The sequence below is a fragment of the Amycolatopsis sp. WGS_07 genome, from assembly GCF_045278895.1.
In the GTDB taxonomy this organism is placed as follows: Bacteria; Actinomycetota; Actinomycetes; order Mycobacteriales; family Pseudonocardiaceae; genus Amycolatopsis.
The window spans coordinates 1,004,481-1,030,787 of record NZ_CP136053.1; the positions used below are offsets into that span (position 1 = coordinate 1,004,481).

Annotated in this window: 29 protein-coding genes; 14 read left to right on the forward strand and 15 right to left on the reverse strand. The window is 69.5% G+C overall.

Annotated elements, in window-relative coordinates:
- Positions 1–144 precede the first annotated feature (144 nt).
- Positions 145–783, forward strand: a complete 639-nt coding sequence (locus tag RPX00_RS04570; protein ID WP_406637757.1) for a response regulator transcription factor — start codon at positions 145–147, stop codon at positions 781–783.
- A 7-nt stretch (positions 784–790) separates the two neighbouring features.
- Here the strand turns inward: RPX00_RS04570 and RPX00_RS04575 are convergent, their stop codons facing one another.
- Entirely contained in the window at positions 791–1,396 is a 606-nt protein-coding gene (locus RPX00_RS04575; RefSeq protein ID WP_406637759.1) for a response regulator transcription factor, read from the reverse strand.
- Between the two features lie 149 nt (positions 1,397–1,545).
- Here RPX00_RS04575 and RPX00_RS04580 point away from each other — a divergent pair, with 149 nt between their 5' ends.
- From RPX00_RS04580 to RPX00_RS04590, 3 genes are all read left to right on the forward strand, one after another.
- Positions 1,546–2,121 (forward strand): TetR family transcriptional regulator, encoded by a 576-nt coding sequence (locus RPX00_RS04580; RefSeq protein WP_406637761.1) that lies wholly within the window; start codon positions 1,546–1,548, stop codon positions 2,119–2,121.
- Positions 2,122–2,654: 533 nt separating this feature from the next.
- Positions 2,655–3,368 carry an ABC transporter ATP-binding protein gene (locus RPX00_RS04585; RefSeq protein WP_406637763.1) on the forward strand — a complete coding sequence of 238 codons (714 nt, stop codon included), beginning with the start codon at positions 2,655–2,657 and terminating at the stop codon, positions 3,366–3,368.
- Positions 3,365–4,099: an ABC transporter permease gene (locus tag RPX00_RS04590; protein WP_406637765.1), complete on the forward strand. Its 735-nt coding sequence runs from the start codon at positions 3,365–3,367 to the stop codon at positions 4,097–4,099. The genes RPX00_RS04585 and RPX00_RS04590 overlap by 4 nt, the downstream gene beginning before the upstream one ends.
- On the opposite strand, the gene RPX00_RS04595 is transcribed toward RPX00_RS04590, so the two are convergent.
- The 3 genes from RPX00_RS04595 to RPX00_RS04605 form a co-directional block, all read right to left on the reverse strand.
- The gene (locus RPX00_RS04595; RefSeq protein ID WP_406637767.1) at positions 4,096–4,659 is read right to left on the reverse strand and encodes a hypothetical protein; all 564 of its coding nucleotides are present in this window, start codon (positions 4,657–4,659) and stop codon (positions 4,096–4,098) included. The genes RPX00_RS04590 and RPX00_RS04595 overlap by 4 nt on opposite strands.
- Positions 4,656–5,168, reverse strand: coding sequence for a hypothetical protein (locus RPX00_RS04600; RefSeq protein WP_406637769.1), 513 nt, complete (start codon positions 5,166–5,168; stop codon positions 4,656–4,658). Before RPX00_RS04600 ends, RPX00_RS04595 begins: the two co-directional genes overlap by 4 nt.
- Before the next feature lie 71 nt (positions 5,169–5,239).
- Positions 5,240–5,593 (reverse strand): ArsR/SmtB family transcription factor, encoded by a 354-nt coding sequence (locus RPX00_RS04605; protein WP_406637770.1) that lies wholly within the window; start codon positions 5,591–5,593, stop codon positions 5,240–5,242.
- 44 nt (positions 5,594–5,637) lie between these two features.
- Between RPX00_RS04605 and RPX00_RS04610 the strand changes: the two genes are divergently transcribed.
- Positions 5,638–6,387 carry an SDR family NAD(P)-dependent oxidoreductase gene (locus tag RPX00_RS04610; protein WP_406637771.1) on the forward strand — a complete coding sequence of 250 codons (750 nt, stop codon included), beginning with the start codon at positions 5,638–5,640 and terminating at the stop codon, positions 6,385–6,387.
- On the opposite strand, the gene RPX00_RS04615 is transcribed toward RPX00_RS04610, so the two are convergent.
- A complete protein-coding gene (locus RPX00_RS04615) occupies positions 6,384–7,868 on the reverse strand; it encodes a flavin-containing monooxygenase (RefSeq protein ID WP_406637773.1) in 1,485 nt (494 codons plus the stop codon). The two genes, RPX00_RS04610 and RPX00_RS04615, sit on opposite strands and share 4 nt — an antisense overlap.
- 80 nt (positions 7,869–7,948) lie before the next feature.
- Here RPX00_RS04615 and RPX00_RS04620 point away from each other — a divergent pair, with 80 nt between their 5' ends.
- Positions 7,949–8,593, forward strand: a complete 645-nt coding sequence (locus tag RPX00_RS04620; RefSeq protein WP_406637775.1) for a TetR/AcrR family transcriptional regulator — start codon at positions 7,949–7,951, stop codon at positions 8,591–8,593.
- Here the strand turns inward: RPX00_RS04620 and RPX00_RS04625 are convergent.
- The 6 genes from RPX00_RS04625 to RPX00_RS04650 form a co-directional block, all read right to left on the reverse strand.
- Positions 8,580–9,437 carry a sigma factor gene (locus RPX00_RS04625; RefSeq protein WP_406637777.1) on the reverse strand — a complete coding sequence of 286 codons (858 nt, stop codon included), beginning with the start codon at positions 9,435–9,437 and terminating at the stop codon, positions 8,580–8,582. The two genes, RPX00_RS04620 and RPX00_RS04625, sit on opposite strands and share 14 nt — an antisense overlap.
- An 11-nt stretch (positions 9,438–9,448) precedes the next feature.
- Complete coding sequence (locus RPX00_RS04630) at positions 9,449–10,474, reverse strand: NAD(P)/FAD-dependent oxidoreductase (RefSeq protein WP_406637779.1); 1,026 nt, start codon at positions 10,472–10,474, stop codon at positions 9,449–9,451.
- A gap of 64 nt (positions 10,475–10,538) precedes the next feature.
- The gene (locus RPX00_RS04635; RefSeq protein ID WP_406637781.1) at positions 10,539–10,994 is read right to left on the reverse strand and encodes a GNAT family N-acetyltransferase; all 456 of its coding nucleotides are present in this window, start codon (positions 10,992–10,994) and stop codon (positions 10,539–10,541) included.
- 87 nt (positions 10,995–11,081) lie between these two features.
- Positions 11,082–12,662 carry an ABC-F family ATP-binding cassette domain-containing protein gene (locus tag RPX00_RS04640; protein ID WP_406637783.1) on the reverse strand — a complete coding sequence of 527 codons (1,581 nt, stop codon included), beginning with the start codon at positions 12,660–12,662 and terminating at the stop codon, positions 11,082–11,084.
- 168 nt (positions 12,663–12,830) lie between these two features.
- Positions 12,831–13,475 carry a class I SAM-dependent methyltransferase gene (locus tag RPX00_RS04645; protein ID WP_406637785.1) on the reverse strand — a complete coding sequence of 215 codons (645 nt, stop codon included), beginning with the start codon at positions 13,473–13,475 and terminating at the stop codon, positions 12,831–12,833.
- 40 nt (positions 13,476–13,515) lie between these two features.
- Positions 13,516–14,079: a class I SAM-dependent methyltransferase gene (locus RPX00_RS04650; RefSeq protein ID WP_406637787.1), complete on the reverse strand. Its 564-nt coding sequence runs from the start codon at positions 14,077–14,079 to the stop codon at positions 13,516–13,518.
- An 88-nt stretch (positions 14,080–14,167) separates the two neighbouring features.
- Here RPX00_RS04650 and RPX00_RS04655 point away from each other — a divergent pair, with 88 nt between their 5' ends.
- Positions 14,168–14,746, forward strand: a complete 579-nt coding sequence (locus RPX00_RS04655) for an XRE family transcriptional regulator (RefSeq protein WP_406637789.1) — start codon at positions 14,168–14,170, stop codon at positions 14,744–14,746.
- Here the strand turns inward: RPX00_RS04655 and RPX00_RS04660 are convergent.
- Positions 14,736–15,701 (reverse strand): sigma-70 family RNA polymerase sigma factor, encoded by a 966-nt coding sequence (locus tag RPX00_RS04660; protein ID WP_406637791.1) that lies wholly within the window; start codon positions 15,699–15,701, stop codon positions 14,736–14,738. The genes RPX00_RS04655 and RPX00_RS04660 overlap by 11 nt on opposite strands.
- Before the next feature lie 62 nt (positions 15,702–15,763).
- On the opposite strand from RPX00_RS04660, the gene RPX00_RS04665 reads away from it, so the two are divergent.
- The 4 genes from RPX00_RS04665 to RPX00_RS04680 all read left to right on the forward strand — a co-directional run bounded on the left by RPX00_RS04665 (position 15,764) and on the right by RPX00_RS04680 (position 19,080).
- On the forward strand, positions 15,764–16,330 hold the full coding sequence (locus RPX00_RS04665; protein WP_406637793.1) for a maleylpyruvate isomerase family mycothiol-dependent enzyme: 567 nt from the start codon (positions 15,764–15,766) through the stop codon (positions 16,328–16,330).
- Positions 16,331–16,434: 104 nt separating this feature from the next.
- Positions 16,435–17,592 (forward strand): tryptophan synthase subunit beta, encoded by a 1,158-nt coding sequence (trpB, locus tag RPX00_RS04670; protein ID WP_406637795.1) that lies wholly within the window; start codon positions 16,435–16,437, stop codon positions 17,590–17,592.
- Positions 17,589–18,305, forward strand: coding sequence for a tryptophan synthase subunit alpha (trpA, locus tag RPX00_RS04675; RefSeq protein WP_406637797.1), 717 nt, complete (start codon positions 17,589–17,591; stop codon positions 18,303–18,305). Before trpB ends, trpA begins: the two co-directional genes overlap by 4 nt.
- Before the next feature lie 40 nt (positions 18,306–18,345).
- Positions 18,346–19,080 carry a GntR family transcriptional regulator gene (locus RPX00_RS04680; protein ID WP_406637799.1) on the forward strand — a complete coding sequence of 245 codons (735 nt, stop codon included), beginning with the start codon at positions 18,346–18,348 and terminating at the stop codon, positions 19,078–19,080.
- Here the strand turns inward: RPX00_RS04680 and RPX00_RS04685 are convergent.
- Positions 19,054–20,607: a PucR family transcriptional regulator gene (locus RPX00_RS04685; RefSeq protein ID WP_406637801.1), complete on the reverse strand. Its 1,554-nt coding sequence runs from the start codon at positions 20,605–20,607 to the stop codon at positions 19,054–19,056. The two genes, RPX00_RS04680 and RPX00_RS04685, sit on opposite strands and share 27 nt — an antisense overlap.
- Positions 20,608–20,728: 121 nt before the next feature.
- Here RPX00_RS04685 and RPX00_RS04690 point away from each other — a divergent pair, with 121 nt between their 5' ends.
- The 3 genes from RPX00_RS04690 (at position 20,729) to RPX00_RS04700 (ending at position 24,303) form a co-directional block, all read left to right on the forward strand.
- Positions 20,729–22,231 (forward strand): CoA-acylating methylmalonate-semialdehyde dehydrogenase, encoded by a 1,503-nt coding sequence (locus RPX00_RS04690; protein WP_406637803.1) that lies wholly within the window; start codon positions 20,729–20,731, stop codon positions 22,229–22,231.
- A gap of 13 nt (positions 22,232–22,244) precedes the next feature.
- Positions 22,245–23,600 (forward strand): aspartate aminotransferase family protein, encoded by a 1,356-nt coding sequence (locus RPX00_RS04695; RefSeq protein WP_406637805.1) that lies wholly within the window; start codon positions 22,245–22,247, stop codon positions 23,598–23,600.
- Between the two features lie 103 nt (positions 23,601–23,703).
- Positions 23,704–24,303 carry a MarR family winged helix-turn-helix transcriptional regulator gene (locus RPX00_RS04700; protein ID WP_406637807.1) on the forward strand — a complete coding sequence of 200 codons (600 nt, stop codon included), beginning with the start codon at positions 23,704–23,706 and terminating at the stop codon, positions 24,301–24,303.
- 68 nt (positions 24,304–24,371) lie between these two features.
- Here RPX00_RS04700 and RPX00_RS04705 read toward each other — a convergent pair whose 3' ends face one another.
- Together RPX00_RS04705 and RPX00_RS04710 are read right to left on the reverse strand one after the other, a co-directional pair.
- Entirely contained in the window at positions 24,372–25,838 is a 1,467-nt protein-coding gene (locus tag RPX00_RS04705; RefSeq protein ID WP_406637809.1) for a catalase, read from the reverse strand.
- Positions 25,835–26,257, reverse strand: a complete 423-nt coding sequence (locus tag RPX00_RS04710) for a Fur family transcriptional regulator (protein WP_406637811.1) — start codon at positions 26,255–26,257, stop codon at positions 25,835–25,837. The genes RPX00_RS04705 and RPX00_RS04710 overlap by 4 nt, the downstream gene beginning before the upstream one ends.
- Positions 26,258–26,307: the final 50 nt, after the last annotated feature.

Below are 26,307 nucleotides of genomic sequence, written 5' to 3' on the forward strand. Positions count from 1 at the left end.
TTGAGTACTTAACAAACTCTTGAGCTGCCGAGGTACCGCAGGCGCTACCGCTGTCTCGGCAGCGCGGGGGATCGAACCCGCGCGCCGGACCGGGGATCCTCGGCCGAGGGATCGCCGGCGGGAACGACTGGTCTGTGAGCTGACATGAGCGCATTGCCCGAACGAGTGGCGATCATCGCCAACGACCCGATCAGCGGCGAGGGAGCCGCCGCGTACCTGCGCGCCGCCCCGCGCTACGCCGTGATGGCTCCCGGCGAGGTCCCGCGTGCGGACGTCCTGCTCGTGATCGTCCCGGAGGTCCGCGAGAAGACCCTGCTCGACCTCGCCCGGATCCGCCGGACGGCGCTCGTGCCGGACGTGCGCGTCGTGCTGGTCGCCGACCGGATCGAGCAGGGCGAGCTGAGCAGGCTCGGCGGATTCGGCCTGGCCGCGGTGCTGTACCGCGGCTCCGCGACACGCGAGCGCATCCTGGGCGCGCTGTCCGCCCGGGTGCCCGCGGCCGAGCCCGAGGAGGCGCGCGCGACGCGGCTCGCGAACGAGTTCCACGCCAGCGAGGCGGAAGCCCGTTATCCGCGCGGTTTCCTCGACCGGCACCGGCTGCAGAGCCGCGAGGTGGAGATCCTCGGCCTGCTCGCGGACGGCTTCGGCACGGTCGAAATCGCCGACCGGATGGCGTATTCGGAGCGGACGATCAAGAACATCATCAGCACGCTCCTGGTGCGGTTCGATCTGCGGAACCGCTCGCACGCGGTCGCGTACGCGTTGCGCACCGGCATCATCTGAGCCCGGCTCAGATCGCGCCCTTCCGAAGGGCGTAGGCCACCGCGTGCGTGCGGTTGCGCAGTTCCAGCCGCTGTGACAGATCGTGGATGACCTTCTTCACCGCACGCTCGGAGAAGTTGATTTTCTCCGCCGTCTCCGCGGTGTCGAGACCGTCGGCCAGCAGGCGCAGCACGTCGATTTCCCGTTGCGTCAGCCCGGAACTGTGCTTCGGACGGGGTTCCACCGGACGGCGGAAGTGGCTGAGCAGCGTCCCCAGCGCCGCGGGCGGCAGGATCCCGCCGCCACGGGAAGCGGTCAGCACCGCGGCGGCCAGCTGCTCGCTCGACGTGCGCTCGCGGTTCAGCAGGGCGACCACGTTGCACTCCACCGCGGTCAGCACCGCCGGGCCCGCGGCCTCCTCGTCGACGAGCAGGACGACCGGAGCGTCCACAGTGGCCTTCAACCCGCGCAACGTGGACGCCACCTCGACCGACACCAGCTCGGCCGCGGCGACGATCACGTCAACCTCCTCGGATACCACGGAAAACTCCGGTCTCGCCTGCAGCCAGCTCCGGATCCCGGTGTCCGTCAGCGGATCCGGTGCTTGAATCAGCACCCGAACCGATCCGTTCATCCCACTCCCCCTGCCGCCCGTCCTCCCCGGTTGTGCCGAAACTTACGGCCGCGGCGGGACCGCTGGCGATCCCGCGCGGGGTAAAGATCAGGTACAGCCAGCTGTACCGCCCATGGTCCCGCGATACTGGAGCGGACGAAAGGACGCCGATGGCACGGACGGGACGCCGCCCCGGGCAGACCGAAACGCGGGAGGCCATTCTGGCCGCCGCGCGGGACCTGTTCGGCCGGAACGGGTACGAGGGCGCGACAATCCGCGCGATCGCCGCCGAAGCGGGCGTGAATCCCGCTCTGGTGCACCATTTCTTCGGCAGCAAGGACCAGGTTTTCGCGACCGCGCTGCACCTCCCGGCCGACCCCGGCGTCGTAGTGAACGCAATCCTCGACGGCCCGAGATCCGGCGTAGGCGAACGGCTCGTGCGGCTCTTCCTGACGCTTTGGGAAACCCCGGCCTCGCGCGACGCGTTTTTCGGCGTGCTGCGCTCGGTCTCCACCACCGAACAGGCCGCGGACATGCTGCGCGGCTTCATCCAGGGTGCGCTGCTGGACAAGATCGCGGGTGCGCTTGACATCCCGCCCTTGCGGGTCACCGGGATCGCCGCGCAGCTGGTCGGGCTCGCGATGGTTCGGTATGTCGTGCAGGTCGAACCCCTGGCCGGGGCGGCGCACGAGGACGTCGTCGCGTTGATCGCGCCCGCGGTACAGCAGTACGTCGACCGCGGCTGACCCTCCCGCCCCGGGCTCGATGTCCGTGAAGGACTCCTTGAAGGAATGAGATTCCCATGTCAGGGACTCAAGGCGGTGCTATGGGGCGTGGAGACTCGTCCGCCCAGGTCAGAAGGCTGACCAGGGCCGGTGCAGCTCTTGGCGCGGACCCGGCGGGGTTGGGTTGTCCGTGAGGGGCACCTTCACGGACTCAGATTCCCTCAGGGCTCCCCTCACAGACCTTTGGATATGGACACATGGGAATCAATCGGGCAATTCGGCGACTCCGGCGTCCTTTGTGGACGGTTCAGCAGATGTGGGGTCTCACAGCTTAAGTCCCCGGCAAGGGATCTCATTCCCGCAAGGAACCCTTCACGGATCTCTGCGGGACGGAGCCGCGCGGCCCGTCTCGCCCCGACCACCGAAACAACCCCAACGTGGCCTTGGTCGGCCCGGGCCGAAGGGGCCACAAGCGGAAGGCGGTCCGGCAGCCGCGGGCGACGGCGAACCGCTCGTGCTTGACAGGGAAATTCCGCGCGCGCAGAATTAAACGCATGACGAATTCCGCGGTGGTCATCGACGACCTCCGGGTCGTGCGCGGTGGCCGTGAAGTGCTTCGCGACGTGAGTTTCCGCGTCGAGCCCGGTTCGGTCACCGGGTTGCTCGGGCCGAGTGGTTGCGGGAAGACCACGCTGATGCGCGCCGTCGTCGGGGTGCAGGTGACGCACGGCGGCGCGGTTACCGTGCTCGGTGAACCGGCCGGAAGTCGTCAGCTGCGGAAGCGGATTGGGTACGCCACGCAGGCGCCGGCGGTCTACGCCGACCTCACCGTCACCGAATCCCTGCGTTACTTCGCTTCCGTGCTCGGCGCGCCGTCCCGGTCGGTGGCCGCCGCGATCGAGCAGGTCGGCCTCGGCTCGCACGCGGACGCACTGGTCGGACGGCTCTCCGGCGGTCAGCGCAGCCGGGCCAGTCTCGCCGTCGCGTTGCTCGGCCGTCCTGAGCTGCTCGTGCTCGATGAACCGACCGTCGGGCTGGATCCGTTGCTGCGCGAGCATTTGTGGAACGTTTTCCACCGCCTCGCCGCAGAGGGCACCACGCTTCTCGTGTCCAGTCACGTCATGGACGAGGCCGCGCGCTGCACCCGGTTGGTGCTGATGCGCGACGGCGCGCTGCTCGCCGACGATTCACCGGACGCCCTGCGCGCGGCCACCGGCGAACAAGACCTCGAACGCGCGTTCCTGCACCTGGTGAAGGCCCAGCGATGACTGTCTCGATCACCCTCGCCACCACCCGCCGGATTCTCGCCCAGCTGCGGCACGATCCGCGCACCGTCGTGATGCTCGTTCTCGTGCCGACGCTGCTGATGGTGTTGCTGCGCTTCGTCTTCAACTCGGCCGCGATGTTCAGCCGGACCGCGCCCGCGCTGCTCGGCGTGTTCCCGTTCGTGATCATGTTCCTGATCGCCTCGATCACCACCCTGCGCGAACGCACCGCGGGCACCCTGGAACGGCTGATGACGCTGCCGCTCGGGAAATTCGACCTGCTCGCCGGGTACGCGCTGGCGTTCGGCCTGGTCGCGGTGCTGCAGGTAGCGGTGGCGACGGCGGTCAGCCTGTGGTGGCTCGGCCTGTCGGTGGCCGGTTCGGTGTGGTCGCTGCTGCTGATCACCGCGCTCGACGCGGTGCTGGGCATGGCCCTGGGCCTGTTCGTGAGCGCGTTCGCGACGAGCGAGTTCCAGGCGGTGCAGTTCATGCCGCTGTTCGTGCTGCCGCAAGCGTTGCTGTGCGGGCTTTTCCAGCCGCGCGACGAGATGGGCTGGGTGCTGCACTGGCTGTCGGACGTGATGCCGCTGTCCTACGCCGTCGAAGCGCTCACCCAGGTGACGCGCAGCGCGGACTGGACAACGACGTTGACCCGCAACATCCTCATCGTCCTGGGCTGTGCGGTGCTGGCACTGGGCCTCGGGGCGGCGACCCTGCGACGTCGTACGCCTTAGAGGCGGCGTATCGCAGCCTCATACGCCGCGTGGTTGCGGTTGAGCCATTTCGCGAAGTACTGATCAGACTGGGCGTGGACATATCCCGGCGGGACGAACAAAACGGCGAAGACGGCGAACGCGCCAAGCCCGATGATCACCAGCTTCAGCACCGCGTCCGGTGGCGGATGGGCCATAAAGGACAGTCCACTAACGACTGCTGCTAAGCCGCCCATTCCCGCTGCGGCAAAGAAAGCGCCGCGCACATTCCCCGGCGTTCGGCCAGCAGACGGGCGTGAACCCGGGTTCAGCGCACGTTCGGTCGCGGGCCGGGAGCGCCAGATCAACGTTCCGCTGAGCCACAGCACAGCGAAGAAAACCCCGCCGCCTGCCAGCCCGAGGCCTGCCCCAGCCGAATGCAGTCCCAGCCCGATCCCGGCGACACCGAAGAGCCCGGCGAGACTGGCCGTCATCACCCGGTACACCCGCCGCGCGGTGACGATCGCCTGCAGCCGCGCGGTGTAGTCGCGCAGCCGTTGCTCGGGAGTGTCCGCGACCGCGCGAACCTCGTACCCGCTCACGGCTTCCGGACGAACCCGGCCGCACGGAGCTGTTCGGTTCCGCGCACGTCGATGCTCGTCCGGACCCCGTTCGTCACGGTGACGTCGCCGCTCAGCGCACCGAGCGCGATGATCACGAACCCGAGCGTGCGGATCAGCATCGCCCAGCCCGCCTTCCAGAGCCCGATCCGGCCGCCGTCGCGGAGGCGGACGAGGCGGATTCCGGTGCACAGCGCGCCGAGGCCGCGTCCGTTGCCGTAGAACCAGCCGTACAGCAGCGGCACCACGATCAGCCCGGCTATCCCGATCACGCTCGCGCCGACCGCCGCGTCAATGGTGTCCGCCTTGACGTAGTACGCCACCGCCGCGGCCACGGAGAGGCCGGTCACCAGGAGGAAGTCGACCAGCCAGGCCCAGATCGTGGAGCCGGTGCGCGCCTCGACGTACAGGCCGCCATTGCCGAACGCACGGATCCGCGCCGCCACGTCCTTGCCGAGGACGGGTTCCGCCTGCGCGCGGAGACGGGCCATGACGTCATGCTCAGAGTTCACGCCATCCCCGACGCCGGCCGAGGGCGCCAGGTTCCCCTGACCGGCGCACATCACGCGTCGGCGACAAGCTCCACGTGCTGCCCGACGTTGTCCGCGCCGGCCGCGTCCAGCACCGCGTCCAGCAGACCGGGGAAGCGTTCTTGGAGATCGTCTCGGCGCAGGGTGACGTAGCACCGGGTGCCTTCCTGCCGGGTGCGGGTGATGCCGGCGTCCCGCAGCACCCGCAGGTGATGGCTGAGGGTCGACTTCGCCACCGGCACCCGCAGCGCCCCCCAGCCCCGCTCGCGGCCGTCGGCGAGCACCCGGACCACCCCGACCCGGATCGGATCGCTCAGCGCCGCCATGACCGAAACCAGCTCCATCTCGCCGGCCTCCGGATGCCGCGCCTGCTTCATGCTGGTCATGCTACCTTGTTCGATGTTCTACAAACATCGAACATAGGAGAGAGATGGCCACGTTCACGGATCGGGTCGTGGTTGTCACCGGGGCGGGCTCGGGCATCGGGCGCGCCGCCGCGCTCGCCTTCGCCCAGGCCGGAGCACACGTTCTCGGCGTCGGCCGCCGTCAGGAAGCGTTGGCCGAAACCGCCCGCCAGCACCCAGGCATCGCCGTGTTCGCCGCGGACATCTGCGCCGACGGCGCGCCAGAGGCCGTCGTGCAGGAGGCAGTCGATCGATGGGGCGGCGTCGACGTGCTGGTGAACAACGCCGGTGCCACCGCGATCATGCCGCTCGCCGAGGCGACCGGTTCCCGCATCGACGACCTGTTCCGGCTCAACGTCACCGCACCCAGCCTGCTCGCCCGCGCCGCGCTACCCCACCTGCGCCGAACTCGCGGAGCGATCGTGAACGTCTCCAGCACCTACGGCCATCGACCACTGCCCAACGCGTCGCACTACGCCGCCACCAAGAGCGCCCTGGAACACCTCACCCGAAGCTGGGCGCTGGAACTCGCGCCGGACCGCATCAGGGTCAACGCGCTGGCCCCGGGGCCGACCGAAAGCGAGGCGCTGACCGCGTCCGGCCTGCCGTCGGAGACGGCGGACCAGATCAAGCAGGACGAAGCCAGCCGGATTCCCTTGGGACGCCGAGGCGAACCCGGCGAACTGGCCGCCTGGCTGTTACATCTCGCCGACCCCGCCGCCACCTGGCTCACCGGCCAGATCCTCACCGTCGACGGCGGGCTCGAACTGCTCTAAACGGCTCGGGCGAAGCGGTAGTCCTCGAGCGGGAACCGCGCCGCTTCCCGGTGGGCGCTGATCGTCGACGTCGGCCGCAGCAGGGTCGCCTCGCCGTGCTGGTTGAAGTAGTAACTGTTGGCGGTCGCGCACTGGCCGAGCGCGAACACCGAGTGCCCGACCTTGTGTTTCATCCGGTCGAGGAACTCGTCGTTCGCCCGCTGGGTCACCTCGAACACGTCCGAACCGCGGGCGCGCATCCCCTTGAACAGCCGGTCGATATGCTTCATCTGGCATTCGATGGTGGTGAAGTACGACAGTCCGCTGTAGGAATACGGGCTGTTGAGCGAAATCAGGTTCGGGAACCCGGGAACGGTGACGCCCTCGTACGCCTGGAACCGGTTGTCCCGCCACCACTTCCCGAGGTTCTTGCCGTCCCGGCCGATGATCTCGATCGCCGGGAAGTTGGTGTCCCACAGGTTGAAGCCGGTGGCCAGCACGAGCGTGTCGATCTCGGTGCGCTTGCCGTCGGCGGTCACGATCCCGGTCTCGTCGATCCGCTCGATGCTGGTCGTTTCGAGGTGCACGTGCGGACGGGTGAAGGCCGGGAAGTAGTCGTTGGAGAACGTCGGCCGCTTGCAGCCGAACGAGTAGTCCGGGGTGAGCTTGCGGCGCAGCTGCGGGTCGCGGACCTGGCGGTACAGGTGCGCACGGCACCAGCGTTCGGCGATCCGGTTCGCGCCGCGGAACTGCCGGTACTGCACGACGCCGGAGATCATCATCAGCTCCAGGATCGAACTGCCCGCCAGCCGCACGGCGCGCTGCACCAGCGGCAGCTTCGCGAACGCCTGCTGCAGCGGCTTCGGCACGGCGTAGTCCGGCTTCGGACTGACCCAGATCGGCGTGCGCTGGTAGACGGTCAGTTCCGCGGCGACCTTGGCGATCTCCGGGATGAGCTGGACGGCCGTCGCGCCGGTGCCGATCACCGCCGCGCGTTTGCCGGCGAGGTCGTAGCTGTCGTCCCACGCGGTGGTGTGGATGACTTTGCCCGCGAACCGGTCGATGCCCTCGATGTCCGGCATCTTCGGCTGCGAGAGGAAGCCGGTGGCGGTGAGCAGGTACTTCGCGGTGACGGTCTCGCCGCCTTCGATGCTGACCCGCCAGTGCGAGCCGTCCCAGGTCGCCCCGGTCACCACCGTGCCGAAGCGCATCGAGGCGCGCAGGCCGTACTTGTCCGCGACGTGCTCGGCGTATTTCTTCAGCTCCGCGCCCGGCGCGAACAGCCGTGACCAGTACGGATTGGGCTCGAACGAGTACGAGTAGGTGGACGACGGGATGTCGACGGCCAGGCCCGGGTAGCGGTTCACGTGCCAGGTCCCGCCGAGGTCGTCCTCGCGATCGAGAATCAGCAGGTCGCGGTAGCCGAGGCGGCGGAGCTGGATCGCCGCCCCCATGCCGCCGAAGCCCGCGCCGACGATGACTGCGTCGTACTGCGCGTCCATGTCCGACCTCTCATCCGGAATTACCTGTCAGTAACGGAACGGTATGTCACTTCTCGGAGGTTGGCAATACACTGCAGTGCGTGACAGCCCAGGAGAGCCCCCGCATCACCCGCGCCGAGCGTAAGAAGCAGGAACTACGCCGCGAGATCATCGACGCGGCGTTCGATTGCTTCGCCGACCTCGGCTACCACGCCACCGGCATCTCCGACATCGCCACGAAGCTCGGCATCGGGCACGGCACGTTCTACCGCTACTTCGAGAACAAGCGCGACATCGTCGACCACGTCATCGACGACTTGGTCGCCCGCATCGTCACCGCGCTCACCGCGGAGAACGCGCCGGACGCGGTGTCCACTTTGGACGCCTACCGCGAGCAGACCGCCCGCATCGGCGACGCGCTGGCGCAGATCTTCGGCGAGGACCCGCGCGTGCCGCGGCTGCTGCTGTTCGAGGCGGCCGGAATCGACAAAGCGATGGCGGCGCGGGTGCTGGACTTCTTCGAGCTGGCCACGGAACTGACCGCGGCGTATCTGTCGCATGGCGTCGAACTCGGGTACCTGCGCGCGGATCTCGACATCGAGAACAGCGCGCGGGCGATCAACGGGATGATCCTGGCGTCGGCGATCGCCTCGCTGCGCAATCCGGATCCCGACGAGCAGCGCCGGCTGAGCGAGGCGGTGCGGCGGATGATGTACGACGGGATCTCGGCGGCTAAGGGAGCGTGACTCCGGCCAGCTTGTCGGGGTTGCGCACGAAGCACAGCGTCGACACGCCCGCCGCGCCAGCGCGCAGGGTGACGGTGGTCGTTGCCTTGCCGTCCTGCAGGAAGACCGCGCCGGCCCCGCCGTTGATGATCGCCGGCACGATCGTCACCTCCTCCATCGTGGAGATTCCGATGAGGAACTGCGCGATCCGCTCGGGGCCGAACACCGGTTTACGGGCGGCCAGCACCTTGCCGCCGCCGTCGGAGTACAGGACCGCGTCCGGCGCGATCAGCGCGGCCACCTTGCCGATCTCGCCGGACAGCACCGCTTCGGCGAGCGTCGCCAGTGCCTCGGCGTCGCGATTTCCCTGATCTGGCAAGGAATCGCCGATCGCCGAGGTCACCGCCCGTTGCGCGCGCGAGACGAGCTGGCGGGCCGCCGCGGGCGTGGTCTCCAGTACCTCGGCGACGGACGCGTAGTCGACGTCGAGCACCTTTCGCAGCACGTACGCGGCTGCCTGTTCCGGGGTCAACGTGCTCAGCACGAAGTCCAGCGCCTGGCCGAGGCCGTCGCGATGCAGCACCTCCCACTCCGGCGAATCCCCCTCGACCACCGGCTCCGGCAGCCAGGGACCGGGGTAGTTCTCCCGCCGGCGCCGCTGCGCGCGGACCGCGTTGAGCGCCAGCCGCGACACCATCACCGACAGAAACGCGTGCGGGGTGCGGACGGTGTCAAGATCCACGCGGGACCAGGTTTCCCACGCGTCCTGCACGACATCCTCCGCGTCGTACCGCGATCCGGTGATGTGGAAGGCGGCGGCGAGCATCGTCGAACGATGCGCGGTGAAGACGTCGCCGTGATCCATGGTGACCAACTCTAGGCGCCGGCCGGCCACGAGTAGCGGCCCGCTCGGTCCCGCTCCTGGGTCAGCCATCGCACGGTCATCCGGCAGATCGTCTCCTTGATCAGCCCGCCTGCCCGCCCGTCGATCGCGAGCGCGCGTTCGGTGTCGTCCGGATGCAGGAACTGGACCCGCCCGCGTCCGCCGCCGAGGTCGGTGCACTGGAGCACGTATCCCATCCGGAACGGTTTCCCGGCCCGGCCTTGGCGACGTTCGGTGATGACGTCGGCGGCGTGCGCCCCCATCGGCAACGCGGTCGCGCACGCGGCGCGGTACGAGCTGTGCACCGCGTCGCCCGCGCCGAGGATGTTCGGATGCCCCGGCACGGTGAGCCGCTCGTCGACCAGCAAGCGGCCGGACTCGTCGACCGGCAGCTCCGAATCGGCGGCGAGGCTCGGCACGGTGAACCCGGTGGTGTCCACCACGATCCCCTCGATCTCGGCCGGATCGACGCGGGCGATCTCGACCTCGACCCCCTGTTTGGCGAGGAACCGCAGATGCGCCTGGATCGCGCGACGGCCCGGGGTGGTGGTGATGAGCTTGACCTCGCGGCCCGCCTCGCGGAGCGCACCGGCGAGTTCGACGCCGGTCAGGCCCGCGCCGACGATCGTGACGGGCGCTTGTGGTGCTTCGGCGAGCGCGTCTCGGAGCCGTTCGGTCTCGCGCTCGGAGACGATCCGGTAGCTGCCGTTGTGCGCGCTGGCCCCGGATCCGACCGCGTAGAGCAGGGTGTCGTAAGGCAGATTCTCGCCGGAGGCGAGCTGGACCTTGGCATCGCCGATCCGCGTTGCGGTGCCTTCGATGACCTCGACGGCGGGGTTCAGCACGGTCTTGAGATCGAGCCGGGCGTTTTCGCGGAGGCCGGGTGCCACACGGTGCAGCCGGATGCGTTCGACGAACCACGGCTCCGGGGTGACCAGCACCACCTCTTCACCCCGCCCGGCGAGCCGATTCGCGGCCATGACCCCGGCGTATCCCGCGCCGAGCACCATTGTCGTCATGCTGTCCTCCTCCGCTTTTGGGTGTGTCAGCGGATGGACACCGGCCGCGCGAAATCTGTGACGGTCAGATGCGGCGAGACAGGTAAGTGCTGTTCGGATCGTCCCGGTAGCTGCCGAACGGAGCGCACGGCGTAAAGCCCGCCCGGGCGTACAAAGCGCGGGCCGGAGCGAAGAACTCCATACTGCCCGTCTCCAGGGAGATGCGTTCGATGCCGCGGTCTTTGGCGTCCTGGAGCAGGTAGTCCAGCAGGGAACGGGCGATGCCTTGCCCGCGCCGGGCGGGGTCGGTGCGCATGCTTTTCAGTTCCTCGTGCCGGGGTTCCAGTGCCGCCAGGGCCGCGGTGCCGACGATGTGCCCGTCGTCATGGACGGTCCAGAGCCGGACGTCGGGACGCTGGAGCGCGGTCAGATCGAGGGCATGCTGACTCTCCGCCGGGGCGGTCGGGGCGAGGTCGTCCAGGTGCGCTTGGAGGAAGCGCTGGAGTTGCGGGTCCGCGAAGTCGGCTCGGTCGATCTGCATGGGTCCAGGCTGCCGTCCGGATGTTTCGCGGTTGTTGCCGCCGCACCCGATGCGACGTCCGGTGCGTCACATCGGGTGCGGCCCGGGTCAGAGCGCCAACCTTGGCCAGGAAGCCGTGTCGCGCAACAACTGTCGGTCGTGCGTGGCTACCACCACTGCGGCGGGCGTCGAGTGGAGGGCAGCGGTCAGCTCGTCGACCAGCGTTGCGGACAGGTGGTTCGTCGGCTCGTCCAGCAGCAGGACCTGCGGGCGCGCGGCCAGGACCAGCGCGAGATCCAGCCGTCGCCGGGCTCCGGTCGACAGCTCGGCGATCGGGCGGTGCCGGTCATAGCCGCTGAGCAGGCCGGGGTCGGACGAGCCGGGGAATCGTTGCTCCAGCAGCTCGGCGGCGGTGCGCCGGGCGGGGAGGTCGGATTCCTGGCCCAGCCAGCCGATCCGCACCGAACGGGCCCGCGTGACCGTGCCCGCAGTCGGTGCCAGCGTCCCGGCCAGCACCGTCAGAAGCGTCGACTTTCCCGCTCCGTTCGGGCCGGTGACGACGAGCCGGTCCGCGCCGCCGAGGGTCAGGTCGACCGGGTGGTCCAGCCGTCCGGCGACGGTCACCCCGGCCGCCCGCAGCGCGACGGTTCCCTGGTGCTGCGGCAATTCCGGCATGACGAACCGCGCGGGCGGCGGCGGGACGGCCACCACATGCGCGCGCAAATCCTCCTGCCGACGGTGGACGGCTCGGACCAAACCGGGCGCACGCGTCGCACGCGTGTGCTTGCCGTGGCCCTTGTCCGGACGCCAGTTGTCGCGCAATCGGTTCTGTGCGGCGGAAAGGTCGTCCGCCAGCCGCTGCCGTTCGGCGAGTTGCTCGGCGTGCAGCGCCTCCCAGCGGGCCCGTTCGGCTTGCCGCGCCTCGACGTACGCCGCATAGCCGTCGCCGTAACCGCGCGGGCGGCCGTCGCTCGACGGGTCGAGGTCGACCACGGTCGTGGCGACGTCGGCGAGCAACGCGCGATCGTGGCTCACCAGGACGACCACGCCCGGGTACGCGCGCAGCCGCTCGGTGAGGTGCGCGAGGCCGGACGCGTCGAGGTGGTTGGTCGGTTCGTCCAGCAGCAGCACGGAATGTCCCGCGCCAAGCAGGCACGCCAACCGGACCCGATGCCGTTGTCCGACCGACAGCGTGCCGAGCGGCCGGCTTCGATCGTCGACGGCGTTGAGCGCGGCCAGCGATACCTCGACGCGCCGGTCCGCGTCCCACGCGTCGAGCGCTTCGGCGTCCGCTAGCGCGGCGGCGAACGCGTCGTCCGCACCGGGCTGACCTTCGGCGAGTGCGGTGGTCGCGGCTTCCAAACTGGCCAGCGCGGTGCGTACGGCGGCCAGCTCGAGATCAATCAGGTCGCCGACGGTTTCCTTGTCGCCCAAGGGAATCTGCTGGTCGGCGACGCCGATCGTGCCCGCGCGGACGACCTCGCCCCGATCGACCGGCTGAGCACCGGCGAGGACGCGAAGCAGGGTGGTTTTGCCGCGCCCGTTCTCGCCGACGATGGCGACCCGGTCCCCGGCCGCCGCGACCAGATCGACCCCGGCGAGCACCGGGCGGCCGCCGAAACTGACGTGGACGTCGGACAGGCGGACGTGCGCCGTGCGAACGAGCGCAGGCGAAAGCGGAGATGACATGAGGGAAATGCCTCCGAAGAAACGTGATGAACAGCAAGGACGAGGGCCGGTGCCGCGAACGCGCGCGGTACCGGTGGAGGCGGAAACCCTCAGAGGTAGAACTGGTGCTGTATCACGATCATCAGGGTAGAGACCCGGTCGACGCCGCGCATCCGAATTTACCGCAGATCACGCGCGGGCCCGAACGGCCAGCACGATCGGCAGCGGAGTCCCGGATTCGGCGAACCGGTCCGGAACGAGACCAGCGTCGAGGAACGCGTTCAGCAGCTGCGGCAACGGCCAGTGCGTGGCCCCGAGCTTGTCGCGAATCCCCTGGTCCGTCCACGATTCCTTGGTCCAGTGCCCGTCGAGATACCCAGGCCGGACGACCACCGCGGCCGGATCGCTGCGATCGGCGAACCCGCCGCAGAAACACGGATGGACCCCGACGTGCACGAACACCCCGCCCGGCCGCAGCACCCTGGACGCCTCGCGCAGCACGGGGAAATACGCGGGCATATCGGTGTGCACCAGCACCGAGACGACCGCTTCGACGCTGTTGTCCCGCACCGGCAACCGCTCGGCGTCCGCCTGCGCGATCGGCAGCCGGCCGCGAGCGTGCCGCAACATCCCGCTGGACAGGTCGACGCCGAGCGGAGTCCAGCCCAGCTCGCGCACCGCGTCCGCGTGCACGCCGGTGCCGCATCCGATTTCCAGGCACACGCCGCTGCCGGTGCCAAGCAGCTCACGCAACGCGCCGGTGCCAGGATTCACCGGCTGGGCGCGAAGAAACTCCTCCTCGTACCAATCCGCGATCTCGTCGTAGGCGGCCACTCCACCATTGCACCGCCGAACCGGCCTGCGCCGCCACCGATTACGCGCTGGGCGAAGAAACCTTGCGAGCGCTGAGAATCGTGTCGTGCAATTCCCCGCCGGGCACCTCGCGCGTGCGGCTTTCGGCGAGAGTGATCTCCCACTGCCCCGCGTCCAGCCCAACATCCTCGACAGTGATCGTCGATTCGGGCGGATGCAGCTCACCGTGCGAATGCCCGACCACCAGCAACGTGCCACCCGGCGCGACCCACTCCGCGAGCCGCTCGAACAACGGGCCCGCCGCGTGCACGTAGTGAGTGGCGACCAGATCGAACTGCCCCGACGGAGTCCATTCCAGCAGGTCAGCGCACACCCACTCCACCGCGCTCGACCGCTCGCGCGCGTGCCGCAGCACCTCCTCCGACAGGTCGACCGCCGTCACCCGCCAGCCGTTTTCGGCCAGCCAGACCGCCTCCGTACCCTCCCCGCAGCCAGCGTCCAGCGCCCGCCCTGGCGTGAGTTTCCCCGCCTCCATGACCAACTGCGGATGCGGCCCGAGCCGCGCATGCCCGGCGGCCGCGGCCCAGTGCTCGTCCCAATAGGACTGATCGAATGCGTGCTGCACAGCGGTTCCTTTCCTGGTTCCTCCCTCCACCTTGCGAACCGTCCGGCGAGCCTGGCAAGGAATGTTGCCAATGTGTCAAACTCGAGGGATGAACGACGAACGCGCCCTGGACGCAGTCGGCCCCCGGCTGCGTGAGCTGCGCCGGAAGCGGGAAATGACGCTGGCCGAACTGTCCGCGCGAACCGGCATCGCGACCAGCACGCTGTCCCGGCTCGAGTCCGGCAACCGGCGGCCCACCCTCGAACAGCTCCTGCCGCTGGCCCGCGCGCACGGCGTGACCCTCGACGAACTGGTCGATGCCCCACAAACCGGCGATCCGCGCATCCACCTCCGCCCGATCAGCTGCGGCGACGGCGTGACGATCCTGCCGTTGACGCGCCGCCCGGGCGGGATTCAGGCGTACAAGTTCATCCTGCCGGGACAACGCGAAAAGCAGGAACCCGATCCCAAAACGCACGAGGGCTACGAGTGGACCTATGTCCTCAATGGACGGTTAAGGCTGGTGCTCGGCGAGCACGACATGACGCTTTCCCCCGGCGAGGCAGCGGAATTCGACACCCGGGTACCGCACTGGTTCGACGCGGCGACGGCGGAACCGGTCGAGTATCTGTGCTTGATCGGACGGCAGGGACAGCGCGCGCACGTGCGGGCCGCGCCTAAGGCGTGACCGAGGCGGGGAGTCCGAAGGGCGGGAAGTGTTCCGCGCCGAGGAACGACGTGAGGTCGCTGATCCGGTCGTCGCGCAGGGTCAGCACGGTGATGGACCATGCCTCGTGCGGGAGGGTCGCCGAACCGCCGAGATAGAACGCCACCGCCGGCTGAGCGTTCGCGCTCGTCAGCCGGTAGCGCCAACTCGGGCAACGCGTCATCGGGACCTCGAAGGCGAACTCGGTCACGGCCTCCCGGCCGCGGTACCACTGCGGCAGCGGCGGCATCGACCAGGTGACGTCCTCGGTCAGCAGGTTCACCAGGCTGTCGACGTCGCCTTCGGCGAGGGCGGTGGCGAAACCGGTGACCAGTTCGTGGAGCCGGGCGTCGTCGAGGGCCCGGAGGGTCTGCTGTTGCGTGCGGGCCGGGACGTGCGCCGAGACGGTCCGGCGGGCGCGGGCCAGGGCGGAGTTCACCGAGGTCACCGACGTTTCCATCATCGTGGCGATCTCGGCGGCGGAGAATCCGAGGACGTCGAACAGCAGCAGCGCCGCCCGCTGATTGCCGGGCAGGTGACGGCACGCGGCGACGAAAGCGAGTTCGACCGCCTCGCGCTGTTCGTAGCTGCCCGCCGGTTGATCGGGATACGGGCCTAGCCAGGCCACGTCGGTGCGCGGAGCCGAGTCGAGCACTACCTGCTCGCTCGACGGACCCAAGTCGATCGGCAGCGCCCGACGGCCGCGCTGGTCGATGAGGTCGAGACAGGTGCGCGTGGCGACCGTGTACAGCCAGGTGCGCAGTGCGCTGCGGCCCTCGAACCCGGACAGCCCGCGCCATGCCCGCAGCAGTGCCTCCTGCACTGCGTCGTCGGCGTCGTGGATCGAGCCGAGCATGCGGTAACAGTGCGCACGCAGTTCCGCACGCAAGGGTGCCACCGCACGGGTGAACTCGGCTTCTGAAGAAAGTTCCCCCATGACCGACGATTCTGCCGCACCCAGCCGGTCTCACCTGAGAACGAATACCGAGGAGAACCGGAATGACCTGGCCACAGATCCACACCGAACGCGCCGCGCTGGCAGAAGACCTCGCCACCCTCTCCGACGCGCTATGGAGCACGCCTTCGCTCTGCGACGGGCTCTCCGTCCGGGAAGTGCTGGCGCATCTCACCGCAGCGGCATCGCTCACCCCGTTGCGCTGGATGGCGGGCGTGCTCCGCTGCCGGTTCGACTTCGACCGGCAGGTCGCGATGCGGCTGGCCGAGCACCTTGGCGACGACTCCGCCGACACGTTGGCCCGCTTCCGTCGGGTCATCGGGAGCACGATCAAGCCGCCGCTGCCGGTCGTCGCGATGCTCGGCGAGACGGTCGTGCACGGCGAGGACATCCGCCGTCCGCTCGGAATCCGCCACGACTATCCGATCGAAACGCTCACCGCGGTGGCCCGGTACTACCTCGGCTCCGACCTCGTCGTCCTCGCCAAAGGGCGCGTCCGCGGCCTCGCGCTCGCCGCGACCGACAGTGACTTTTCCGGCGGCTCGGGACCCCTCGTGTCCGGTCCGACGCTCGCGCTGATCATGGCGATGACCGGGCCCTCGACGACCTGACCGGCGACGGCGTCGAGATCCTGCGGCAGCGCTGACGAGCTTGCGCTCCGCCGCCAGGAGTTCTATAACAGTGGGGACAGTTATAGAACTCTAAGGAGATGCTCATGCGCACCCCGACCCAGGAAGGACGCTTCGGGGAGTACGGCGGGCGCTGGGTGCCGGAATCGCTGGTGCCCGCCTGCCTCGAAGTCGCGGACGCGTTCGAGGACGCCTGGGCCGACCCCGGTTTCCGCGAGCAGCTCCGGACGATGCTCGCCCGGCACGTCGGCAGGCCCACGCCGTTGACCCCCGCCGAGAGGCTGTCCGCCGAACTCGGCGTGACCGTCGCGCTGAAGCGGGAAGACCTCACGCACACCGGATCACACAAGATCAACAACGCGGTCGGCCAGGCGCTGCTCGCGCGGCGGATGGGCAAACAGCGGCTGATCGCCGAGACCGGGGCCGGGATGCACGGCGTCGCGACGGCCACCGCGGGCGCGTTGCTCGACCTGCCGGTCACCGTGTTCATGGGCGAACAGGACGTCGAACGCCAGTCGCACAACGTGTTTCGCATGCGCTACCTCGGCGCGGAGGTCGTCCCGGTCCGCAGCGGCAGCCGGACGCTCAAGGACGCGACCAGCGAGGCGATGCGGCACTGGGTCAGCGCGACCGAGGAGGCGCACTATTGCCTCGGCTCGGTCGTCGGGCCGCATCCGTATCCGTGGATGGTGCGGGAATTCCAGCGCGTGATCGGCGAGGAAGCCCGCGAACAGTACGCGGCGGTGCCCGATTTCGTCGTCGCGTGCGTCGGCGGCGGGTCCAATGCGGCGGGCACTTTCGCGGGATTCGCCGACACCGGCGCGCGGCTGGTCGGCGTGGAGGCGATCGGCGGATCCGGCGCGACGTTCGGCCAGGCTGGCGTGTTGCACGGTTCGCAGTCGTTGTTCCTGCAGGACGAGCACGGGCAGATCCGGGAAGCGCATTCGATCGCGGCTGGGCTGGACTACCCCGGCGTCGGACCGGAACACGCCTATCTGCGGGATCTGGGCCGGGCTCGGTATGTCGCGGTCAATGACGAAGCAGCGGTCGCCGCGGCCGCGCAATTGGCTCGCACGGAAGGAATCATTCCGGCGCTCGAATCCGCGCACGCACTCGCTTGGGTAGCCGAAGCCGCTGGTACGGCGGATCTTCCAGCCGGTTCGACGGTCCTGCTCACCCTTTCCGGCCGTGGCGACAAGGACATCGCCACGCTCATCGCCCGTTCCGAGGAGGCCACCGCATGAAAACCGGCCGCAAGATCCTGATGCCGTACCTCACGGGCGGAATCAGTCCGAATTGGACTGATTACCTCCCGGCGCTGGTCGCTGCGGGCGCGGACGCGATCGAAGTCGGTATCCCGTTCTCCGACCCGACCTTGGACGGCGTCACCATCCAGGAAGCGTCCAACGTCGCGCTCGCCCGCGGAACAACGCCACTGAGTGTCCTTAATGCACTAAAAGAGACCACAGTGGACGTTCCGATCATCGTGAGCACGTATGCCAACTTGGCGGTCCGCAAGGGTTTCTGCGCCCAGCTGAAGGACACCGGAGTCGACGGCTTGATCGTGCCGGATCTTCCGCTGGAGGAAGTCCCCGCGATCGAGCAGTCGGGGATCGAGTTGGCGCTGCTGGTCTCCCCCGCGACGCCTGCCGACCGCGCACGCGAGATCGCCGCGCAGAGCCAAGGTTTCGTTTACGCCGTCTCGTCCATGAGCACCACCGGCGAACGCGACCACCTCCCGGCCTCCGCGATCGAACTGGCCACCCGGCTGAAGGGCACCACCGACCTGCCCATCCTGATCGGCTTCGGCATCTCCCAACCGGCACACGCCGCCGAGGCCGCCCGGGTGGCCGACGGCGTGATCGTGGGCGCGGCCATCATGCGGCGCGTGCTCGACGGTGCCGGTCCGGCGGAGGTCGGCGAGTACGTCGCAACGCTGCGAGCCGCACTGGACTAGAATCCGCTGGTCTACCCGAACCGGACCAGAACGGACGCGCATGGCCCGATACCGAGCGATCGCCGCGGATCTCGCCGCGAAGATCCGCGCCGGGGAGTACGCGCCCGGCGAGGCCTTGCCACCGCAACGGGAACTCAGCGCGTCCTACGGCGTCACGCTCATGACGCTCCGCCAGGCGCTGCGCGAACTCAGCGACGAAGCCCTGATCGTGCAACAACCCGGCCGCGGCACCTTCGTGGCGCCAACGCCGGCCTCGTACCAGCTGGGCTCGCTGCGCAGCTTCACCGAGGACCTGCGCGATCAGGGTTACGTCGTGCGCACCGAGGTCGTCAGCCAGGCAGTACGACGGCTGCCCGCTCGCGTCGCGGCCCGGCTGCAGGCGCGGGCCACCGATTCCGGCCTGCGCCTGGAACGGGTACGCGAGTTCGGCGGCCGCCGGGTGATCCATCAGGTGTCCTGGGTCGCTCCCCCGCACGGGGAACGCTTGCGGGACACCGATTTCACCACAGTCTCGCTCTACACCGCACTGTCCGAACTGGACGTAACGGTGGATCGGGCCGCGGAAACCATCCGCCCGGACACTCTCGACGACAAACTCGCCCGCCTCCTCGACGAACCCGTCGGCACCCCGGTTCTGGTCAGCGAACGCACCACCAGCACCCCAGACGGCACCCTCGTCGTCATCGACCGCGCGACCATCCTCGGCAGCATGATGCACATCAGCACCGAACGCGCCGCCGACCGGCTCTCACTGCGCTGGGGAGCCGGCAGCTGAATCACGGTGCCCATGCGCCAAAACCGCCAGATGCAACGAAAGCCGAGTGTCCGGATTGGACAGATCAACCCCGAGCACCCGCTCGATCGTCGCCAGCCGCGAATACACCGCCGGACGGCTGAGGTTCAACGCCTTCGCGAACTCCGTCATCGAATAACCCGACTCGACAAACGCCCGCAACGTCGCGAACGCCCGGCTGGCGCGCGGTTCCGGCAGCGTCAGCAACGGCCGCAGCTGCGCCTCGGTGAACTCGTGCAGCCGCGGATGTTCCCGCAGCCACCACAACAACCCGCGCACGCCCAAGTCGCCAGCCCGCCGAAGTCCAGGCGCGCCAGGCGATTCGACGTCCGCGACGTGCACCGCCTCCTGCAGCGCCGCCGGTAGTTCCCCGAGCCGCCGAACCGGACCGGCCGCGCCGAAAGCCGCCGCCAAGCCTGTCGGGACACCGGCGACCACCCGCTCCAGCAGCGTCTTCTCCGCCGCCACCGAGGAACACGGGAACACCGCCGCGACCCGGCCTTCCGCCAGCACGCCGCCGATCCCGTCGCTGGTCAGCACCGCGTCCAGCAACGCCCGCTCCTGCCCGGCCCGCGCCGGACGGCACACCAGCACCGCGTAGTACGCCGCCGAAGCCAACCCCAGCGCCCGGGCTCGCGCGCGGACCGAACCCTCGTCCGCGCCGTGCAGCAGGTCCCGCAGCAAATCGCCCTGCGCCTCGATCTCCACCGACAGCGGTGAGCGTTCCAGCAGCTTCCCGACGGTCAGCGCCTCCGCCGCGCGTTCGAGCACCATCCACGCCGCCGGTTGCTCCGCCGACCGCGCGGGCACGACCAGCCGGCCCCAGCGTTCGCGCGGCGGCCCGACCGGCGTGCACATCCAGCTCTCCGGACCGCCCACCTCGGTCGCGGCGGAGAACGGCACCCGGCGCGACCGGGCCGGCCAATCACGCAGCAGCGCCTCCGCCGAACCGACCCCGGCGAACGCGAGCGCCCGATGCGTCCGGTCCTCCAGCACCACCGGCAGCCCGATCAAGTCCGCCGCGTGCGCGAGGACCGCATCCTGCGACTGCGACGCCGAACCGACCGTGCTGAACGCCTCGTGCGCGCGCTCGGCCAGCCGCAACCGCTCGTAGTGCGCGTTGACGATCCGCGCGTGCACGATCTCGGTCACCTCGATGAAGCGGACCGTGCTGCGCAGCTCCACCAGCGGAAACCGGGCGGCGCGCGCGGCCTGCACCAACGCGTCCGGCAACGCTTTCAGATGCTGGCCCGGCTCCACGACCAGCCCGATCGCACCGGCGTCGCGCAACGACCGCACGTAGGCCACCGCGTCGAAACCCGGCTCGGTGAATGCCCTGCCGATCGAGAGCACCAGAACGTCGCTGGTCAGCGTCCCGGCGACGTCGCTCAGCTCGCTCACGTGCACCGACCGCACCGGCACGTCGACCGCGTCCGCCGCCGAGCGCACGACCGGAGCCCCGGCGGCCATCACGGGCAGCTCGAGGACGTCTCGCAAGCTCAGGTGCACGACGTCAGGATAACCCGACGATCTGTAAAGCGAGGACCCCGCAAACCGACGCTTCGTCGGTTACCCGCGACCCGTCCGGCAGGGACCCTCAGAGGGCGAATACCAGGAGAAAGGTGGCTCGATGAGCGATTCCGTGCCGACGCTGTCCCAGTGGATCGCCGGCGGTGAAACAGCAGGCACGCCGGACGGCTACGGGGACGTCACGAACCCGGCGACCGGAAAGGTCACCGCACGCGTGCCGCTCGGCTCGGCCGCGGACGCCGAGGCCGCGATCGCCGCCGCGAAGGCCGCGTTTCCCGCCTGGCGCAAGACTTCCCTGGCGAAGCGCAGCCGGGTGCTGTTCCGGTTCCGCGAACTGCTCGACGCACGGGCGCCCGAACTCGCGAAGATCATCACCGCCGAACACGGCAAGGTGCTGTCCGACGCGGCGGGCGAGGTCGCGCGCGGTCTGGAGGTCGTCGAATTCGCCTGCGGGATCCCGCAGCTGCTCAAGGGCGCGGCGACGGCCAACGCGTCGACCGACATCGACGTCACCTCGCTGCGCGAGCCGCTTGGCCCGGTCGCGATCATCTCGCCGTTCAACTTCCCCGCCATGGTCCCGATGTGGTTCTTCCCGATCGCGATCGCGGCCGGGAACACCGTGGTGCTGAAGCCGTCGGAGAAGGTGCCGACCGCCGCGAACTGGCTGGCCGAACTGTGGCGTGAAGCGGGTCTGCCCGAGGGCGTGTTCAACGTGTTGCACGGCAACAAAACCGCGGTCGACGCGCTGCTGCACAGCCCGGACATCGAGGCGGTCTCGTTCGTCGGCTCGACGCCGATCGCGCAGTACGTCTACGAAACCGGCACCGCGAACGGCAAGCGCGTCCAAGCGCTCGGCGGCGCGAAGAACCACATGGTGGTGCTGCCTGACGCCGACCTCGACCTGGTCGCCGACCAAGCCGTCAGCGCGGGTTTCGGGTCCGCGGGCGAACGCTGCATGGCGGTGTCCGTGGTGGTCGCGGTGGGCGACGTCGCCGACGCGCTGGTCCCGCGAATCGCTGACCGCGCGAAGACGCTGGTCACCGGCGACGGCACCCGCTCGTGCGACATGGGCCCGCTGGTGACCGCCGCCGCGAAGGACCGGGTGTCCGGCTACATCGCCGCCGGTGCCGAGGCAGGCGCGACCCTCGTGCTGGACGGCCGCGAAGGCGAGTTCGACGCGGACGGCGAGGGCTTCTTCGTCGGCCCGACGGTGTTCGACCACGTCCGCCCGGACATGCCGATCTACACCGACGAGATCTTCGGCCCGGTGCTTTCCGTGGTGCGCGTGGAGACCTTCGCCGACGCGATCGAGCTGATCAACGCCGGACCGTACGGCAACGGCGCGGCGATCTTCACCAACGACGGCGGCGCCGCCCGCCGGTTCTCCGCCGACGTCGAGGCGGGCATGGTCGGCGTGAACGTCCCGGTGCCGGTCCCGGTGGCCTACCACTCGTTCGGCGGCCGGAAGAACTCGCTGTTCGGCGACACGCACGCGCACGGCGGCGAGGGCGTGCACTTCTTCACCCGCGCCAAGGTCGTCACCACCCGCTGGCCGGGCCCTGAGCAGGGCGGACTCGACCTCGGCTTCCCGCAGAACGTCTGAGAGGGGATCAGCGATGGACACTCAGTCAGCAGCGGCCCGGCATCTCTGGATGCACTTCTCCCGCATGGGGAACTACCAGGACTCGCCGGTCCCGGTGATCACCCGCGGCGAGGGCGTGCACGTGTGGGACGACCGCGGCCGCCGGATCCTCGACGGGCTGGCCGGGCTCTTCGTCGTGCAGGCCGGGCACGGCCGCCGGGAACTCGTGGAGGTCGCCGCACGGCAGGCGAACGAGCTGGCGTACTTCCCGATTTGGGGCTATGCCACGAAACCCGCCGCGGAACTGGCCGAACGGCTCGCCCACCTCGCGCCCGGCGACCTCAACCGGGTCTTCTTCACCACCGGCGGCGGCGAGGCCGTCGAGTCCGCGTGGAAGGTCGCGAAGCAGTACTTCAAGCTGACCGGAAAACCCGGCAAGCACAAGGTGATCAGCCGCGCGGTGGCCTACCACGGCACCCCGCACGGCGCGCTCGCGATCACCGGCCTGCCCGCGATGAAGAAGGACTTCGAACCGCTCGCGCCGGGCGGCTTCCGCGTGCCGAACACCAACCTGTACCGGCATCCGGAGTTCGCCGGCGACCTCGAAGCGTTCGGCCGCTGGGCAGCGGACCGGATCGAGGAGGCGATCCTGTTCGAGGGCGCGGACACGGTCGCCGCCGTCGTGCTCGAACCGGTGCAGAACTCCGGCGGCTGCCTCACCCCGCCGCCCGGGTACTTCGAGCGGGTGCGGGAAATCTGCGACCGGCACGACGTGCTCCTGGTCGCCGACGAGGTAATCTGCGCGTTCGGCAGGCACGGCACGACGTTCGCCAGCGAGAAGTTCGGCCTCCAGCCGGACCTGCTGACCTGCGCCAAGGGCCTCAGCTCCGGCTACAGCCCGATCGCCGCGCTGATCGCGTCGGACCGGGTGATGGAGCCGTTCCTCGCCCGAGGAGTCGGCTTCCCGCACGGCTACACCTTCGGCGGGCACCCGGTGTCGGCCGCGGTCGCGCTCGCGAACCTCGACCTGATGGAGCGGGAGGGCCTCAACCAGCGCGTACTCGACAACCAGGACGCTTTCGAGGCGACCCTGGGCAAGCTGCTGGACCTGCCGATCGTCGGCGACGTCCGCGGCGACGGCTACTTCTGGGCGGTGGAACTGGTCAAGGACAAGGCGACCAGGGAGACGTTCAACGCCGAGGAACGGGAACGCCTCGTCCGCGGCTTCCTGCCCGGCGCGCTGTTCGACCGCGGCCTCTACTGCCGCCCGGACGACCGGGGCGACGTGGTCGTCCAGTTCGCGCCGCCGCTGATCGCGGGGCAGGCGGAGTTCGACGAAATGGAGCAGATCCTGCGGGACGCGCTGCTCGAGGCGCAGAAACTCGTCTGAGCCACCTGGCGAGGGAGGGGGCCGGGACCAGCTGCGTCCCGGCCTTCTTCCGTGCCGTCGACTACCATGGATCGGAAGGAGTCCTAGCCGCGAGGCGGTGCGCATGCCCGAGCACGAACCCAGCCTCGACCGACGGCTGGCCGACGCCATCGAGCGGCTCGGGAACGGCCTCCGCTCACTGGCCCAGCACAGCGCCCGCACGCAGGGCCTTTCGCCGCTGCAGCAGCAAGCGGTGCTGTCGCTGGCCCACCAGCCCGCGGCCCGGCGCGAGGTGAACGCGCTGGCCGCCGCCTTCGACGTGACCACCCCGACGATGTCCGACGCGGTCAGCGCGCTGGAGCGCAAGGGGCTCCTCACCCGCTCACCGGGCTCGGACGGACGCCGCCGCCTGCTCACCCTCACTGACCGCGGCCACGAGGTCGCCGCCGAACTGTCCGGCTGGGACGAGCAGCTGGTGCGCTCGCTGGCCGCCCGTCCGGAGGCGGACCGGGCCACGACGCTGCACACGCTGCTGCGGGTGATCGCGGACCTGCAGGCCACCGGGGCGATCAGCGTGGCCAGGGTGTGCACGACGTGCCGGTTCTTCAGCCCGGACGCACACCCAGATCCGCGTGCGCCCCACCACTGCCATCTCCTGCGGCAACCGTTGCCGCTGACCGACTTGCGCACCGACTGCCCCGAACACGAGCAAGCGACCGCCTGACGTCCGTGAAGGACCCCTTGAGGGAATCTGATTCCTTCAAGGGGTCCTTCACGGGCCTTAAGCCAGCGTCACAACGCGCCGATCTCCTCGCACGCCTTCCGCACCCCAGCGCCGTAAGCCGGGTCTGCCTTGCCGCAGTTCTCGATGTGCAGCTCGACCGTCTCCTTGCGCGCGCCCTTGATCGCCCGCGCCGTGTTCTCGAAGAGCCGCTGCCGCTCGTCCTCGGTCATCAGCCGGAACAGGTTGCCCGGCTGCTCGAAGTAGTTGTCGTCGTCCTCGCGGAAGTCGAACCGGTCCGCGACCGCGCCCGCCGCCTCCGCGGGCTCGGCGTACTGCGGCTGCTCCGCCCACCGGCCGTAGGTGTTCGGCTGCACGCCCGGCACCCCGCCCTGGTTGCCGTCCACGCGCATCGCGCCGTCGCGGTGGTAGCTGTTCACCAGCGCGGCCGCGCGCGGGCAGTTGACCGGGATCTGGTGGTGGTTCACGCCGAGCCGGTAGCGGGTCGCGTCGCCGTAGGAGAACAGCCTGCCCTGCAACATCTTGTCCGGGCTGACCGAGATGCCCGGCACCAGGTTGGCCGGGGTGAACGCGGCCTGCTCGACGTCGGCGAAGTAGTTCTCCGGGTTGCGGTTCAGCTCCAGCTCGCCGACCTCGATGAGCGGATAGTCCTTCTTGCTCCACACCTTCGTGAGGTCGAACGGGTGGAACCGGTAGGTCGCCGCGTCCGCCTCTGGCATCACCTGCACGTACAGCGTCCACTTAGGATAGTCACCCTGTTCGATCGCCTCGTACAGGTCGCGCTGGTGCGATTCGCGGTCCTGGCCGATGAGTTCGGTCGCCTCCGCGTCGGTGAGGTTTTCGATGCCCTGCTTCGTGCGGAAGTGGAACTTGACCCAGTGCCGCTCGCCCTCGGCGTTGATGAAGCTGAACGTGTGCGAGCCGAAGCCGTGCATGTGCCGGTAGCTCTTCGGGATGCCGCGGTCGCTCATGACGATGGTGACCTGGTGCAGCGCCTCGGGCAGGTTCGTCCAGAAGCCCCAGTTGTTCTCCGGGCTGCGCAGGTTCGTCCGCGGGTCGCGCTTCACCGCGTGGTTCAGGTCGGGGAACTTCAGCGGGTCCCGGTGGAAGAAGACCGGCGTGTTGTTGCCGACCACGTCCCAGTTGCCCTGCGAGGTGTAGAAGCGGACGGCGAACCCGCGGATGTCGCGTTCGGCGTCCGCCGCGCCGCGTTCCCCGGCGACGGTGGAGAACCGCGCGAACGTCTCGACCTCGTTGCCGACCTTGCTGAACAGCGCGGCCTTCGTGTAGCGGCTGATGTCGTGGGTGACGGTGAACTTGCCGAAAGCACCGGACCCCTTGGCGTGCATGCGCCGTTCCGGGATGACCTCGCGGTCGAAGTGCGCGAGCTTCTCCACCAGCCAGAGGTCCTGGAGCAGGAGCGGGCCGCGCGCACCCGCGGTAAGGCTGTTCTGGTTGTCGGCGACCGGGGCTCCCGCCGCGGTGGTCAGCGGGTCGGTGTTGTCAGCGAACGTCATTGCTCCTCTTTTCTCGGCGGTGCGGACAGACAGGACGGGCAGGTGCCCCAATACGTCACCTCGGCCGCGTCGATGCGGTAGCCGTTTTCCTCGGCGGGCGGCAGGTCGACGCGCTCGACGTCCGCCACCGCACCGCACACCCGGCACGCGACGTGGTCGTGGTCGTCGGTGCGCAGTTCGAACCGGGCGCGCGAGCCGGGCAGTTCGAGCCGCCGCACGAGCCCGGCCGCGAGCAGCGCGGCCAGCACGTCGTACACCGCTTGCGCGGAAACGGAACCGAGCTTGCCGCGGACCTCGTCGCGGATGTGCTCGAACCCGGCGTGCGGCCGGCTTCCCAGCACCTCCAGCACCGCGATCCGCTGTTTGGTGACCCGCAGCGAAACCCCGCGGAGCGCGGCGACCGGGTCCGCAGCCTGCACGACGGGCTCCCCTCCCACACTGGCAACTAGTTAGGACTCCTAGCGGCAGT

Bases quoted from the DNA above. Each gene is read 5' to 3' on its own strand.
- RPX00_RS04700 (WP_406637807.1), top strand. From the start codon at position 23,704: ATGCCCGAGCACGAACCCAGCCTCGACCGACGGCTGGCCGACGCCATC.
- RPX00_RS04585 (WP_406637763.1), top strand. From the start codon at position 2,655: ATGACGAATTCCGCGGTGGTCATCGACGACCTCCGGGTCGTGCGCGGT.
- RPX00_RS04660 (WP_406637791.1), bottom strand. From the start codon at position 15,701: ATGGGGGAACTTTCTTCAGAAGCCGAGTTCACCCGTGCGGTGGCACCC.
- RPX00_RS04695 (WP_406637805.1), top strand. From the start codon at position 22,245: ATGGACACTCAGTCAGCAGCGGCCCGGCATCTCTGGATGCACTTCTCC.
- RPX00_RS04570 (WP_406637757.1), top strand. From the start codon at position 145: ATGAGCGCATTGCCCGAACGAGTGGCGATCATCGCCAACGACCCGATC.
- RPX00_RS04590 (WP_406637765.1), top strand. From the start codon at position 3,365: ATGACTGTCTCGATCACCCTCGCCACCACCCGCCGGATTCTCGCCCAG.
- RPX00_RS04640 (WP_406637783.1), bottom strand. From the start codon at position 12,662: ATGTCATCTCCGCTTTCGCCTGCGCTCGTTCGCACGGCGCACGTCCGC.
- RPX00_RS04630 (WP_406637779.1), bottom strand. From the start codon at position 10,474: ATGACGACAATGGTGCTCGGCGCGGGATACGCCGGGGTCATGGCCGCG.
- RPX00_RS04635 (WP_406637781.1), bottom strand. From the start codon at position 10,994: ATGCAGATCGACCGAGCCGACTTCGCGGACCCGCAACTCCAGCGCTTC.
- RPX00_RS04690 (WP_406637803.1), top strand. From the start codon at position 20,729: ATGAGCGATTCCGTGCCGACGCTGTCCCAGTGGATCGCCGGCGGTGAA.
- RPX00_RS04580 (WP_406637761.1), top strand. From the start codon at position 1,546: ATGGCACGGACGGGACGCCGCCCCGGGCAGACCGAAACGCGGGAGGCC.
- RPX00_RS04665 (WP_406637793.1), top strand. From the start codon at position 15,764: ATGACCTGGCCACAGATCCACACCGAACGCGCCGCGCTGGCAGAAGAC.
- RPX00_RS04610 (WP_406637771.1), top strand. From the start codon at position 5,638: ATGGCCACGTTCACGGATCGGGTCGTGGTTGTCACCGGGGCGGGCTCG.
- RPX00_RS04605 (WP_406637770.1), bottom strand. From the start codon at position 5,593: ATGACCAGCATGAAGCAGGCGCGGCATCCGGAGGCCGGCGAGATGGAG.
- RPX00_RS04625 (WP_406637777.1), bottom strand. From the start codon at position 9,437: ATGGATCACGGCGACGTCTTCACCGCGCATCGTTCGACGATGCTCGCC.
- RPX00_RS04680 (WP_406637799.1), top strand. From the start codon at position 18,346: ATGGCCCGATACCGAGCGATCGCCGCGGATCTCGCCGCGAAGATCCGC.
- RPX00_RS04600 (WP_406637769.1), bottom strand. From the start codon at position 5,168: ATGGCCCGTCTCCGCGCGCAGGCGGAACCCGTCCTCGGCAAGGACGTG.
- trpB (WP_406637795.1), top strand. From the start codon at position 16,435: ATGCGCACCCCGACCCAGGAAGGACGCTTCGGGGAGTACGGCGGGCGC.
- trpA (WP_406637797.1), top strand. From the start codon at position 17,589: ATGAAAACCGGCCGCAAGATCCTGATGCCGTACCTCACGGGCGGAATC.
- RPX00_RS04575 (WP_406637759.1), bottom strand. From the start codon at position 1,396: ATGAACGGATCGGTTCGGGTGCTGATTCAAGCACCGGATCCGCTGACG.
- RPX00_RS04705 (WP_406637809.1), bottom strand. From the start codon at position 25,838: ATGACGTTCGCTGACAACACCGACCCGCTGACCACCGCGGCGGGAGCC.
- RPX00_RS04615 (WP_406637773.1), bottom strand. From the start codon at position 7,868: ATGGACGCGCAGTACGACGCAGTCATCGTCGGCGCGGGCTTCGGCGGC.
- RPX00_RS04655 (WP_406637789.1), top strand. From the start codon at position 14,168: ATGAACGACGAACGCGCCCTGGACGCAGTCGGCCCCCGGCTGCGTGAG.